Origin of the sequence: Streptomyces sp. NPDC050147 (assembly GCF_040660195.1) — a bacterium.
Classification (GTDB): Bacteria; Actinomycetota; Actinomycetes; order Streptomycetales; family Streptomycetaceae; genus Streptomyces.
On record NZ_JBFALJ010000013.1, the window covers coordinates 104,728 to 117,542 of the forward strand.

The window sequence follows — 12,815 nt, forward strand, 5'->3', positions numbered from 1 at the left end:
ACGTGGCCACCGAACGGAATTGGCGCGCCCCGCGTACTCCTACGTATGCCCCGTCCCGCCGACCCCCGTACCTCCCGACCCTCGCACCCCCCGCACCCCCCGCACCCCCCGCACCCCCCGCACCCCCCATACCCCCACGCAACGACCCAACAGAAGACGGAGCCCCCACATGAAGCTCTCCGTTCCCAGGCGCGCCACAGCAGCCGCCGTCATAGCCGTCACCGGACTCCTCACCACCAACGCGATGTCCTCCGCCGCCCCCGCCCCCACGGCGGCCGCCCCCGACATCTCCGTGGCCAACGTGCAGGCCCACCTCTCGCAGCTGCAGAACATCGCCGCGTCCAACGGCGGAAACCGCGCCCATGGCAGCGCGGGCCACAAAGCGTCCGTCGACTACGTGAAGGGCAAGCTGGACGAGGCCGGATTCACCACCTCGCTCCAGGAGTTCACCTCCAACGGCAAGACCGGCTACAACCTGATCGCCGACTGGCCCGGCGGCGACGCCGACCAGGTCGTCATGGCGGGCTCGCACCTCGACAGCGTCGGTTCCGGTCCCGGCATCAACGACAACGGCTCCGGTTCGGCCGCGATCCTGGAGACGGCTCTCACCGTGGCGCGCGAGCAGTACAAGCCCACCAAGCACCTGCGGTTCGCGTGGTGGGGCGCCGAGGAGCTGGGGCTCGTCGGCTCCTCGCACTACGTCGACAAGCTGCCCGCCGGCGAGCGCTCGAAGATCAAGGGCTACCTGAACTTCGACATGATCGGCTCCCCGAACCCGGGCTACTTCGTCTACGACGACGACCCCACCATCGAGAAGACCTTCAAGGACTTCTACGGCGGCCTCGACCTCACCACGGAGCCCGACGAGGAGGGCGACGGCCGCTCGGACCACGCGCCGTTCAAGGACGCGGGCGTCCCGGTCGGCGGGCTGTTCAGCGGCGCCGACTACGAGAAGACCGCCGAGCAGGCCCAGAACTGGGGCGGCACGGCCGGTGAGCCGTTCGACAAGTGCTACCACTCCGCGTGCGACACGGAGGCGAACATCGACGGGACCGCCCTCGACCACAACAGCGACGCCGTGGCGTACGCGGTGTGGGGGCTGTCCTCGTAGGGCCCACATCGGAAACCCCCTGGACGCAATTACCTGCGCGTGCATATAGTGCAAGCGCAGGTAATTGCACGGCTCTCCGCGGTCGTGCACCGCCACGCCACACATCCAGGGGGCCCACCATGACCCGCAAGTTCCTCTTCGTTCTCGGCAGCGCCCGGCCCGAGGGCAACACGGAGACGCTGGCCCGCAAGGCCGCCGAACAGCTTCCGGCAGACGTGGAGCAGCGCTGGCTGAACCTCGCCGACCACCCGCTGCCCGACTTCGAGGACCGGCGCCACGACAGCAGCGGCCCTCGCGCCCGCCCCCGCCCCACCGGCGACAACGAGGCACTGCTCCTGGACGCCACGCTCGACGCCACGGACATCGTCATCGTGTCGCCGCTGTACTGGTACTCGCTGTCGGCCACCACCAAGCGCTACCTCGACTACTGGGACGCGTGGCTGGAGATCCCGGAGATCGACTTCAAGACCACCCTGAAGGACCGCGCCCTGTGGGGCGTGACGGTGCTCGCGCACCGCGAGGAGGAGGTCGCGGATCCACTGATCAGCACCCTGAGCCACACCGCCGCCTTCTTCCCCATGCGCTTCGGCGGCGTCCTGCTCGGCAACGGCTCAAGGCCGGGCAACGTACTCGACGACACCGAGGCCCTGACCCGCGCCAAGACGTTCTTCGCTCAGGAGCCGCCGCTCGCCCGCTACCCGTACGAGAGCTGACGGCGGCTACGCGGAGATGTCCTTCGCGCCGAACCTCGCCCACGCCGCCGAGCCGAACAGGACCGCGTACAGGCCCTGGAGGCCGAGGTTCTTGACCAGCTCGTCCCAGTAGACGGGCTCGCGCATCAGGTCCGCGAAGGACAGCCAGTAGTGCGAGAAGAAGTACGGCTGGATGGCGTGCAGTTGGGGGATCTGGTCGAGGATCTGGATGGTGATCAGCAGACCGACCGTCGTCGCCATCGCCGCGATGCCGCTGCTGGTCAGCGTCGACACGAAGAGACCGAGCGCGGCCATCCCGATCAGTGACGCGGCCACCACGAGGGCGATGAGCAGGGCACGCAGCAGCCCTTCGCCGAAGCCGATCCGGGTGCCGGAGATCGTGGTGACCTCGCCGACCGGGAAGAGGAGCGCCCCGACGGCGAGCGCGGAGACAGCCACGACGAGGGTGGCGACCAGGCAGAACGTCATCACCGTCGCGTACTTGACGAGCAGCAGGCGCGTCCGCCCCGCCGGGGCGACCAGGAGGTAGCGCAGCGTCCCCGCGCTGGACTCGCCCGCGATGGAGTCGCCCGCGACGACTCCGACCGCCATGGGCAGGAAGAAGGGAAGCGTCGCGGCGAGCGCGGTGAAGACGAGGAACAGACCGTTGTTGGTCACCTGCGCGATGAACGCCGGGCCTCCCGCCTCACCGCCGCCCCCGCCGAGCGTCGAGCCGTCACTTGTCTCGATCCTGACGGCGACACCCACGAGAATCGGCACGGCGGCGAGCACGCCGAGCAGGGCGAGGGTGCGCCATCGGCGGAAGGCGATGCCCAGCTCACTGCGGAAGAGCCCGAGGGTCCAGATCCGCCGCACCTCGCGTACGTCGCCGCTCTCTCGTACGTCGCTGACTTCCGTTACGTCGACGCCCTCAGCCCGCGACATCGAAGCCCTCCCCCGTCAGCGCCACGAACGCGTCCTCCAGCGAGGCCCGTTCGACGCCGAAGCCCCGTACCCGTACGCCCGCTCCGACCAGCGCCGCGTTCAGATCCGCGAGGTCGGTGCCCGCCTGTGCGCCCGGTGGTTCGCCCGTCACGCGGTCCTCCGTCACGACGAGATCCGTCACGCCGAGCTCCTTCAGGACGCGCACCGCGTCACTCGTGTCCGGCGTCGTCACGACGAGACGCCCCCGCGCACCGGCGGCGAGTTCGGCGACCGGGCCCTGGGTGATCAGGCGGCCCTGGGCCATCACCGCGGCATGCGTGCAGACCTGCTCGATCTCGTCCAGGAGGTGCGAGGAGAGAAAGACGGTCGTACCCTCCGACGCCAGCTCCCTGACCAGCGCCCGGATCTCGCGCATGCCCTGCGGATCGAGGCCGTTGGTCGGCTCGTCGAGCACGAGGAGCCTGCGCGGCTGGAGCAGTGCGGCAGCCAGCCCGAGGCGCTGCTTCATGCCGAGCGAGTACGCCTTCGCCTTCTTGCCCGCGGCGGCCGTCAACCCCACCCGGTCAAGCGCCGATTCGGCGCGGGCACGGCGGGTGCGCGGGTCGGCGGTCGGATCGGCGGCGTCGTACCGCAGGAGGTTGTCGCGGCCGGAGAGGAAGCCGTAGAGAGCGGGGCCCTCGATGAGCGCGCCCACCTGCGGGAGCACCCTGCGCGTCTGACGCGGCATGGGGTGGCCGAGGACCCTGGCCCGGCCGGAGGTCGGCTCGATCAGGCCCATCAGCATCCGGATGGTGGTCGTCTTGCCGGAGCCGTTGGGCCCGAGGAACCCGAAGACGCTGCCCGCGGGCACGGTGAGACTCAGGCCGTCCACGGCCAGTTGCCTGCCGTACCGCTTGGTGAGCGCGGAGGTCTCGATGACACTTTCCGCCGCCCCGCCGCCGGTGCTGGTGTCCGGCACCGTGTCCTCCCCGCTCGAAGTCGTGACGGCGGGCCCGACGTGCCTGTCCGGCACCTCGGACCCGCCGATCAATCAGCCGGCCGCGACGGTCACTTCGCCGCGTCGGCCGCCTTCACGAGGGCGTCCTTGGTGACCGCGCCCGCGTAGACCTTGCCGTCCTCGGTGATGAGGGCGTTGATCAGACGCGTCTTGAAGACCGTGCCCGAGCCGAACTCGCCCGACACCTTGTCGCCGAGCGAGTCGAGGAGCCGCTGCGCGTCCGGCGGGACATCTCCGGAGCCGCCCGTGGGGATGCCCTGGCCGCCGGGCAGTTCGAGCTCGGCGATGGACGTCCAGCCCTCACCGATGACGTTCAGGTCGTTCAGACCCTCCATGTCCTTGTCGCCCTTGAACTCCTTGCCGCCGTCCTTGAAGCCGTGCTCCTCGGCCTTGGCGTCGTCCCCTTCCGTGACCTTCGCGCCCTTGGGCGGCGTGAAGTCGAAGGTCGACGCGGCCGGCTTGCCGAAGTCGACCTTGGTGAAGCCCGCGTCGACGACCGCGCTGCCCCCGCCGGACGGGGTGAGCGTGAACTTCAGCGGCGTACCGGTCTCGGAGTCGACCGCGACCGTGATCTGGCCGACCGTCGAGCCGGACTGCTTGGGCTTGATGACCAGGCGGTAGGCGTCGCGGCCCGCGACCTGCGCGGTGCCGTCCACCTTCACCGACGTCGTGTCGTCGACCGCCTTCAGCGCTTCGTCGGCCAGCTCCTTGGGCGTCGACGGGACGCCCTTGGGGAGGTCCTTCTCGCCGGACCCCTTGCCGGACCCCTTGCCGGAGTCCCCGGCCTTGCCCGCCGACTTGGAGTGATACGCCTCGTTCGACTTGCTGTCGTACGCCCACACGTCGTCGCCGTTGTGGATCAGGCTGTACTCGGCGGCGTCGTCAAGGACGGACAGCTTCTGCTTGTCGGGGCCGTCGGCGGCGACGCGCAGCGTGTGCGTGCCGGTCGCCAGCTCCATCAGCTTGGACCGCGGGTCCGCGGCCGAGCCCTCGCCGCCCTCGCCGTCCTCGCCGCCCGAGCCGCCGCCCGGAGCGAAGCCGCCGGCCATGTCACCGCCGAAGGACGGGAGGCCGAGGTCGGTGCTGATCTTCACGGTGCCCGAGAGCCGCTCCGTGTCCGACGCGGCGATCTTCTCGATGAGTTCCTGTGCGGTGACGTCGGGCAGCTTGGGGTCGCCCGACGTGGCGAGCGCCGGGACGAGCCCGATGGTCGCCGCCGCCACCCCCGCCACCGCGACGGGGACCACGTAACGCGCCGCCTTGCGGCGGCCCGCGCGCAGCTCCCCGGTCTCGCTGGTGTTCTGCTCCGGTTCGTACGGTGCCATTGTGTGCCCTACCTCCGTGGTCGGCGGCGGCCTTCCCAGTACGTGCGTGCGTCCACCCCGCGCCGCCATTCTCACCCGAATAGGTCAGGAGTGGTTGTTCTTGCTGGACCTTGCTTGTCTCCATACGACCAAATCGGCCAACGAGAAGCGTCAGACCCCGGGATCAACTCCACGTACTGCTGTGGGATGACACGGAGCGGCGGCGCCTCCCCCGTCCCGTAGGGGAGACACCGCCCGACCAGGTCCGGAGTCAGATCCGGAGGCAGATCCGCAGGAAGGTCCGCAGGAAGGTCAGGCGGTGGCCCCGGGTCAGCGCCGTACGAACACGTAGTCCGCCTTGTACGGCACTTCCGCGATGGCGCCCCGCTCGCAGTCGCCCGCCGGTGCGACCCCGCCCACCGTGTTCAGGCGCAGGATCTCCGCGGTTCCGGCGAGCAGCCCGCGCGGCTTGCCCGTCTGCGTGGCGGCCAGGTCGAGTTCGGGGATGTTCTTCTCGCCGTTCGGAGTCCTGGAGATCAGCTTGCCGGTGACCTGGCTGCGGTCGGGGGCGGTCCAGCGCGGGGTGCCCGAGCCGGGGGCGACGAAGTCGTGCGCGATGCCGCCGCCGAGCCTCGCGCGCACGTCACGCTGCGCGAAGGCGAACTTGCCCGAGCCGTCCTCCGCCTTCTCGCACTCGTAGATCTGCTTGCCCCGGATCACGGAGGCCTGGAAGTGGGCCGCCGCGTCACGGAAGTCGAAGTCCGTGGTCACCTTGTGGAGCTGGCCGCGGACCGCGCCGCCGGGGAACTCGGCGGTGTGCAGGTTGGCGTAGAAGCTGCCCGGGTCGGCCTTCAACTGCCCCAGCAGCGCCGCGTCGTCGACCTTGACCGTGCCGGTGAGGAGACGGCTCTTGCCCTTGCCCTTGCCCTTGCCCTTGCTCTCGCTCTCGCTCTCGCTCTTGCCGAGCAGCTCGGTGAAGTCGACCTTGACGCCGCCGTTGGTTCCCTTGGCGCCCTGGTGGATGTGGAGGGCGGTCGGCTTGCCGGTGCCGCGCCACTTGACGCTGACGGACACCTTGTCGCCCTCGACCTTGATGAATTCGAGCGCCCGGCCGTCCTTGTCGCCCACCGCGGGGCCGCCCGGCGCCGGCACCTCGTTCGCGCCGTTCATGCTCACCGCGAAGAGAGACCCTCCACTGCCGGTGCCGCCTCCGCCGTGTGCGGTCGCGGGCGGTGTCGCGACCGCCACGCCCCCCGCGGCCGCGACGGCCACACCGGCGGCGAGCAGAGCCCGGCGGCGGCGTACGAAGGCCCCAGATGTACCAGGTATGCCAAAAGTACCCATGGTCAGAAAATCTCCCCGTACCTGAGCCGACGCCCCACTGCGTCAGCTTCCGGGCATAGGTACGGATTGGATCCGATCCCGGACTCAACCCAGGACCGGACGGGAGTGTGACCTACGTCACGTCCACCGCGTGGGCCGGAGACCTCAGCCCGCCCGGTGCACCACCAGGTCGCAGAGCTCGACGAGCGACGTCTTCGCGTCGCAGTCCCGCAGCGGCGCGAGGGTGTCCCGCGCCTCCTCCGCGTACCGCACGGTGTCCTTGCGCGCCTGCTCCAGGGCCGGGTGGACCCGCAGCCGGGCCAGCGCCTCGGCATGCCGCGCGTCGTCCGTGAGGTCGGAGTCCAGGAGCTCGGACAGGGCGATGTCCTCGGGAAGACCCAGCTTCTCCACCCGCTCGCGCAGGCGCAGCACCGGCAGCGTCGGGATGCCCTCGCGCAGGTCGGTGCCCGGCGTCTTGCCGGACTCGTGCGAGTCGGACGCGATGTCCAGTACGTCGTCGGCGAGCTGGAAGGCGACGCCGAGCCGCTCGCCGTACTGGGTCAGGACGTCCACGACGGTCTCGTCGGCGCCCGACATCATCGCGCCGAAACGGCACGCCACGGCCACCAGCGAGCCGGTCTTGCCGCCGAGCACGTCGAGGTAGTGGTCGATCGGGTCGCGGCCCTCGGTGGGCCCCGCCGTCTCCAGGATCTGCCCGGTGACCAGGCGTTCGAAGGCCTCCGCCTGGATGCGGACGGCGTCCGGGCCGAGGTCGGCCAGGATGTACGAGGCGCGGGCGAAGAGAAAGTCACCCGTGAGGACGGCGACGGAGTTGCCCCAGCGCTGGTTGGCGCTCTCGACGCCGCGGCGCACGTCCGCCTCGTCCATCACGTCGTCGTGGTAGAGCGTCGCGAGGTGCGTGAGCTCGACGACGACGGCGGAGGGCACGACACCCGGCGCGTACGGATCGCCGAACTGCGCGGAGAGCATCACGAGGAGCGGCCTGAACCGCTTGCCGCCCGCGCGCACCAGATGCTGAGCGGCCTCCGTGATGAAGGGGACCCCGCTCTTGGTGGCGTCGAGCAGGCCTTCCTCGACGGCCGCCAATCCGGCCTGGACATCGGCTTCGAGAGCCTGGTCCCGCACGCTGAGGCCGAAGGGCCCGACGACGGTCACGAGGGGTTCTCCTGTCTGCTGACGATCACAAGTCGGTACTCGGTCGATCATCACTCGGTCGATCTTTGCGTGATGGCGGGGTCGATGACACGGTTTGTCGATGTGTCGCTGCCATCACACAAGTCAGCGTATCCGGTCGCCTTTCGATCACAGTGGGCACCCGCCTGTGCAATGCCGCCCAGGCGACGTGCGATCACCACCGGTATGTTCTTGATCAGCCGATACGACCCACAAGACCCGATCACCCCGTAATCCCCGTAATCCCAGAAGGCCCCGTAAGCCCCGTAAGCCCTGTAAGCCCTGTAAGCCCTGTAAGCCCCATGATCGACGGAACTACCCGGAGCAGAACCTTTGTCCCGCACTGAGGCCGACACCGAACCGCCCGCGGAGCCGCCGTCGGAGCCGCCGCCCGGCGACGACCACGCCTTCTTCGGGCAGCCCCGTGGTCTGCTCACCCTGTCCGGCCTGGAGGTATGGGAGCGTTTCTCGTTCCTCGGCATGCAGGCCATCCTCGTCCTGTACTTCGCGGACTCCGTCGCGAACGACGGCATGGGCATGGATTCCGGAACCGCCGCCTCGGTGTCGGCGGCCTACGGAACACTCGTCTATCTCGTCTCGGTGGCGGGCGGCTGGCTCGCCGACCGCATCCTCGGTTCGTACCGCGCGGTCCTGTGGGGCGGCATCCTCATCGCCTGCGGCCACTACTCGATGGCCGTACCGACGGCGACGATGACCTGGGCCGGGCTCGGCCTGATCAGCGCGGGCACCGGCCTGCTCAAGCCGAACGTCGCCTCGATGGTCGGCAAGCTCTACCGCACCGACGACGACCGGCGTGACGCGGGCTTCGCGCTGTACTACATGGGCATCAACATCGGAGCCTTCGCGGGCCCGCTGATCACCGGCTGGCTCGGCGACCACAAGGGCTGGCACTGGGGCTTCTCGGCGGCCGCGATCGGCATGACCTTCGGCCTGGTCCAGTACGTCCTGGGCCGCCGCCACCTCGCCGGACGCAAGGCAGCGGCCGAATTCGCGCTGCCCAAGGACGCGATGCGCCGCGCGGTCGTCCTGATCGTCGCGGGCGGCCTGGTGTTCGCCGCCCTCGCGGGTGTACTCGCCGGCGTCGGCTGGCTGACGATGGACCGCTTCGTCGACCTGCTCACCCTGATCTCGGTGATCGCGCCGATCGTCTACTTCGCGGTCATGTTCCGCAGCCCGCGGGTGACGTCCGAGGAGCGCGGCCGGCTCAGGCCGTACGTGGTCCTCTTCCTCGCCTCGGTCGTCTTCAACTTCATCCTCTTCCAGGCCTACTCGACGATGATCCTGCTCGCGTCGACGAACGCCGAGACATCGATCCTCGGCTTCACCTTCCCCGCCAGTTGGTACGCCTCCGCGCTCGGCGCCTTCGAGGTCGCGCTCGCCCCCGTCGTCGCCGCGCTCTGGGCCCGGATGGGCCACCGCCAGCCGCACGCGTCCAACAAGATCGCGTTCGGTGTGATCCTGGGCGGCCTCTCGTTCCTCCTGATGGTCCTGCCGACCTCCGGGCACGGCGACGACACGTACAAGATGGCGGTCTGGTGGATCGTCGGTTCGTACCTGCTGCTCGGCCTCGGCGACATCCTCGTGGAGACGTCCGGCATGTCGGCCACGACGAAGCTCGCCCCGAAGGCCTTCGCCAGCCAGACCATGGCCCTCTGGTTCCTCTCGCTCGCCCTCGCCAACGGCATCCAGGCGCAGGTCGTGAAGTTGTACGGAGAGGTCTCCACCCCGGCCTACTTCGGCGTCAACGGCGTGATCGCGGTGGCCGCCGGTGTAGCCGTCATCCTGCTCGCCCCGTGGCTCCGCCGCACCATGCACCCCGTCCACTGAGGACACTGAGGTTCCCGCCATGCAGATTCGCCAGTCCTTCCCGTACGAGACCACCCACGAGGACGTCCAAGTACCCCTCCCGGACGGGACCAAGCTGTACGCGCGCATCTGGCGCCCGGTGACGGACGAACCCGTCCCAGCCCTCCTGGAGTACCTCCCCTACCGGCTGAGCGACTGGACGGCGCCGCGCGACTGGCAGCGCCACCCCTGGTACGCGGGCCACGGCTACGCCTCCGTGCGCGTGGATGTGCGGGGGCACGGCAACTCGGAGGGCATGCCGGGCGACGAGTACGACGCCGTCGAGCTGGCCGACGGGGTGGAGGTCGTCAACTGGCTCGCCGCGCAGCCCTGGTGCTCGGGCAAGGTCGGCATGTTCGGCATCTCCTGGGGCGGCTTCAACTCCCTCCAGATCGCGGCTCTCGCGCCCGAGCCGCTCAAGGCGATCATCACGGTCTGCTCCGCGGACGACCGCTATGACAACGACGTGCACTACATGGGTGGTTCCGTCCTGGCCGTGGACATGCACGCGTGGGCGGCCACGATGCTGGCCTTCGTGTCGCGCCCGCCGGACCCGCTGTTCGTCGGCGACCGCTGGCGCCAGATGTGGGTGGACCGCCTCGAAGCCGTCGACCCCTTCATCCACACCTGGCTGGACCACCAGACCCGGGACGCCTACTGGCAGCACGGCAGCGTCTGCGAGGACTACTCGGCGATCGGCGCCGCGGTCCTCGCGGTGGGCGGCTTCCACGACCCCTACCGGGACACGGTCCTGCGCCTGGTCGAACATCTGCCGGGCGACGTACGCGGGTTGATCGGCCCGTGGTCGCACCAGTACCCGGACCGTGGCCTTCCGCCCGGCCCCGCGATCGGCTTCCTCCAGGAGACCCTGCGCTGGTGGGACCACCATCTCAAGGGCATCGACACCGGCATCATGGCGGAGCCGAAGCTCCGCTCCTGGATCAGCGACTCCCACCCGCCGGCGACGGTGTACGCCGAACTGCCGGGCGGCTGGGTCGGCGACCCCTCCTGGCCGTCGCCGAACGTCACCCCGACCCCGTACGCCCTCCAGGGCGCCCCGGTGATCGTCGACTCCCCCCACCACACGGGCCTGGACGCGGGCCGCTACTTCCCGTTCGGCAACGACGCGGACCTGCCGCCGGACCAGCGGGACGAGGACGCGAAGTCGGCGTGCTTCGAGTTCGAGGTCCCCTCTGCCGTACGCGTCCTGGGCCGCCCCAGGGTGACGCTGCGCCTGACGGTGAACTCCCCCTCCGGCCAGGCGATCGCGCGGGTGTGTGACGTCGCCCCGGACGGTTCGTCGACCCTGGTCACGCGGGGCGTACTGAACCTCTCATCACGTAACGGCCGGGACCGCGTGGATCCGTGGCCGGTCGGCGGGACGGAGGACGTGACCTTCGACCTCAACGCGATCGGCCACACCTTCCCGCCCGGCCACAAGATCCGGCTCGCGGTGTCGTCGGCGTACTGGCCGTGGATCTGGCCGCAGGCGCAATCGGCGGGCTTCGTCCTGGACCCGGCGGGCAGTGCGCTGGAACTCCCGGTGCGTTCGGGCGACTTGGATCCCTCCATCGTCTTCGCCGCTCCCGAGCAGTCGGAGCCGCTGGAGGTCGTCCATCCGGCCACGCTCGACGAGCCGCGCCCCGAACGCCTGGTCGTACGCGATGTGGCGAAGGGCGAGTGGCGTCTGGAGGTGGACCCGCGCTACGGCGGCACGCGGGTCTACCCGGACGGCCTCGAATTCACCGAGGACGCGGTGGAGACGTACACGATCAACGAGTCCGACCCGCTCTCCGCCCGCACCCGCTCCGACTGGCTGATCCGCCTGCACCGCCCCGAGCTCGGCTGGGACGCGACGATCGAGTCGCGCTCAGAAATCACCTGTGACGCGGCGGACTTCATCACGTCGAACGAGGTGGTGTGCAAGGACAGCGGTGAGGTGGTGTTCCACAGGACGTGGGAGAAGCGCATTCCCCGTACTGCGGGATAGGCCGCTCCCCCCGTACGGCGGGAAAGGCCGCCATCCCCGCACGGCGGGATAGGCCGCTACTCCCGTGCCCTCAGCAGCCGTTCGAGGACCACGGCCACCCCGTCGTCCTCGTTCGACGCGGTCACCTCGTCGGCGGCCGACTTGAGGTCGGGGTGGGCGTTGGCCATGGCGACACCACGGGCCGCCCAGACGAACATCGGCACGTCATTGGGCATGTCCCCGAAGGCAATGGTGTCTTCCGCCGCCATCCCGAGCCGCTCGGCGGCGAGGGCGAGCCCGGTCGCCTTGGTCACGCCGCGCGGCTGGAGCTCGACGGTGCCGGGCCCCGACATGGTGACGGAGGCGAGGGAGCCGACGGCATCGCGGGCGACGGCGGCCAGCTCGTCGTCGGTCAATTCGGGATGGCGCAGGAGCACCTTGGTGATGGGCTCGGCCCAGAGCGCCGCACGCCCCTGCACGCGCACGGCGGGCAGGGTGGGGTGCGGCATCAAATACCCGGGCTCGATGAGAGTGAGCCCGTCCACGCCGTCCTGGTCCACGGCGGCGTAGACCTGCCCCACCTCCGCCTCGATCTTCCCGAGCGCGGCCTCGGCGAGCTCACGGTCGAGCGTCACGGACCAGATCATGCGGTCGGCTCCCGAGTCGTACAACTGCGCCCCCTGCCCACAGACGGCGAGGCCGCCGCCGCCCAGATCACCCAGGAGCGGCTTCACGCGCGGCGCGGGGCGCCCGGTCACCACCAGGTGGTGCGCCCCCGCCGCGGACGTCGCCGTCAGCGCGGCCAACGACCGGTCGGAGACGGTGTCGTCGCCGCGCAGCAGCGTTCCGTCCAGGTCAGTGGCGATGAGCGAATATGCGATGGGGGCAGCCATGATCCAGAGAATACGGATCCCAGGCGATGCCGAAAGCAACGTCACAGGAGCTGTGACGAGCGCAGTGCGCTGGTCGCACAACCGGCGCTCGCGGGATTCACTGGGACGGGTTGCGGCGAACCGGCCTTACGGTAGTGCTCGCTCCGAGAACCTCACCGGAAGACCCCATGACGCACGAGTTCCTCGTACCCCTGAGCGACACCATGCTGGAGTACTACCGCAAGATGGCGGACGTCATGGTGGAGCTGTTCGCGATGGACCGGGCGGAGGCCGTCGCGAGGATCAATGAGCGGTACGCGAGAGCGGACACGGAGGCGTCGGAACACGAGATTACGGGCCACGAGTTCCCCGAGTTCTGGGCTTATGGCCTCTACTACAAGCACGACGTCAATCTCCGCCTCCCCACGGGAGACGAGGAAGCCGACGCGGCCATCGACATCCCCTCCCTGGAACGCTGGCCGGCTCCACCGGAGGACTCCCCGGCCTGGACGCTGGGCCGGGCATGACCCACCTCGGGCTGG

Annotated in this window: 11 protein-coding genes; 5 read left to right on the top strand and 6 right to left on the bottom strand. The window is 69.9% G+C overall.

The window, feature by feature from the left end; all coding sequences use genetic code 11:
- The first annotated feature begins 169 nt into the window (after window positions 1-169).
- Together AB0I94_RS21225 and AB0I94_RS21230 are read left to right on the top strand one after the other, a co-directional pair.
- Window positions 170-1,111, top strand: a complete 942-nt coding sequence (locus AB0I94_RS21225; RefSeq protein ID WP_363311119.1) for a M28 family metallopeptidase — start codon at window positions 170-172, stop codon at window positions 1,109-1,111.
- Between the two features lie 119 nt (window positions 1,112-1,230).
- Window positions 1,231-1,824, top strand: coding sequence for an NAD(P)H-dependent oxidoreductase (locus tag AB0I94_RS21230; protein ID WP_363311120.1), 594 nt, complete (start codon window positions 1,231-1,233; stop codon window positions 1,822-1,824).
- Window positions 1,825-1,830: 6 nt separating this feature from the next.
- Here AB0I94_RS21230 and AB0I94_RS21235 read toward each other — a convergent pair whose 3' ends face one another.
- The 5 genes from AB0I94_RS21235 to AB0I94_RS21255 all read right to left on the bottom strand — a co-directional run bounded on the left by AB0I94_RS21235 (window position 1,831) and on the right by AB0I94_RS21255 (window position 7,548).
- Entirely contained in the window at window positions 1,831-2,748 is a 918-nt protein-coding gene (locus AB0I94_RS21235; RefSeq protein WP_363311121.1) for an ABC transporter permease, read from the bottom strand.
- The gene (locus AB0I94_RS21240) at window positions 2,735-3,706 is read right to left on the bottom strand and encodes an ABC transporter ATP-binding protein (RefSeq protein ID WP_363311122.1); all 972 of its coding nucleotides are present in this window, start codon (window positions 3,704-3,706) and stop codon (window positions 2,735-2,737) included. Before AB0I94_RS21240 ends, AB0I94_RS21235 begins: the two co-directional genes overlap by 14 nt.
- An 89-nt stretch (window positions 3,707-3,795) precedes the next feature.
- A complete protein-coding gene (locus tag AB0I94_RS21245) occupies window positions 3,796-5,070 on the bottom strand; it encodes a DUF2092 domain-containing protein (protein WP_363311124.1) in 1,275 nt (424 codons plus the stop codon).
- A 309-nt stretch (window positions 5,071-5,379) separates the two neighbouring features.
- Window positions 5,380-6,393 carry a CHRD domain-containing protein gene (locus AB0I94_RS21250; RefSeq protein WP_363311125.1) on the bottom strand — a complete coding sequence of 338 codons (1,014 nt, stop codon included), beginning with the start codon at window positions 6,391-6,393 and terminating at the stop codon, window positions 5,380-5,382.
- A 144-nt stretch (window positions 6,394-6,537) separates the two neighbouring features.
- The gene (locus AB0I94_RS21255) at window positions 6,538-7,548 is read right to left on the bottom strand and encodes a polyprenyl synthetase family protein (protein WP_363311126.1); all 1,011 of its coding nucleotides are present in this window, start codon (window positions 7,546-7,548) and stop codon (window positions 6,538-6,540) included.
- A gap of 351 nt (window positions 7,549-7,899) precedes the next feature.
- Between AB0I94_RS21255 and AB0I94_RS21260 the strand changes: the two genes are divergently transcribed.
- Window positions 7,900-9,414, top strand: coding sequence for an oligopeptide:H+ symporter (locus AB0I94_RS21260; RefSeq protein ID WP_363311127.1), 1,515 nt, complete (start codon window positions 7,900-7,902; stop codon window positions 9,412-9,414).
- A 19-nt stretch (window positions 9,415-9,433) separates the two neighbouring features.
- Window positions 9,434-11,422 carry a CocE/NonD family hydrolase gene (locus AB0I94_RS21265; protein WP_363311128.1) on the top strand — a complete coding sequence of 663 codons (1,989 nt, stop codon included), beginning with the start codon at window positions 9,434-9,436 and terminating at the stop codon, window positions 11,420-11,422.
- Between the two features lie 56 nt (window positions 11,423-11,478).
- Here the strand turns inward: AB0I94_RS21265 and AB0I94_RS21270 are convergent, their stop codons facing one another.
- Window positions 11,479-12,294, bottom strand: a complete 816-nt coding sequence (locus tag AB0I94_RS21270) for an HAD family hydrolase (protein ID WP_363311129.1) — start codon at window positions 12,292-12,294, stop codon at window positions 11,479-11,481.
- Window positions 12,295-12,461: 167 nt separating this feature from the next.
- Here AB0I94_RS21270 and AB0I94_RS21275 point away from each other — a divergent pair, with 167 nt between their 5' ends.
- On the top strand, window positions 12,462-12,800 hold the full coding sequence (locus tag AB0I94_RS21275; RefSeq protein ID WP_363311130.1) for a hypothetical protein: 339 nt from the start codon (window positions 12,462-12,464) through the stop codon (window positions 12,798-12,800).
- The last annotated feature ends 15 nt before the right edge of the window (window positions 12,801-12,815 follow it).

Coding starts and splice junctions, on each gene's coding strand:
- AB0I94_RS21225 (WP_363311119.1), top strand. CDS start 170: ATGAAGCTCTCCGTTCCCAGGCGCGCCACAGCAGCCGCCGTCATAGCC.
- AB0I94_RS21230 (WP_363311120.1), top strand. CDS start 1,231: ATGACCCGCAAGTTCCTCTTCGTTCTCGGCAGCGCCCGGCCCGAGGGC.
- AB0I94_RS21235 (WP_363311121.1), bottom strand. CDS start 2,748: ATGTCGCGGGCTGAGGGCGTCGACGTAACGGAAGTCAGCGACGTACGA.
- AB0I94_RS21245 (WP_363311124.1), bottom strand. CDS start 5,070: ATGGCACCGTACGAACCGGAGCAGAACACCAGCGAGACCGGGGAGCTG.
- AB0I94_RS21250 (WP_363311125.1), bottom strand. CDS start 6,393: ATGGGTACTTTTGGCATACCTGGTACATCTGGGGCCTTCGTACGCCGC.
- AB0I94_RS21265 (WP_363311128.1), top strand. CDS start 9,434: ATGCAGATTCGCCAGTCCTTCCCGTACGAGACCACCCACGAGGACGTC.
- AB0I94_RS21270 (WP_363311129.1), bottom strand. CDS start 12,294: ATGGCTGCCCCCATCGCATATTCGCTCATCGCCACTGACCTGGACGGA.
- AB0I94_RS21275 (WP_363311130.1), top strand. CDS start 12,462: ATGACGCACGAGTTCCTCGTACCCCTGAGCGACACCATGCTGGAGTAC.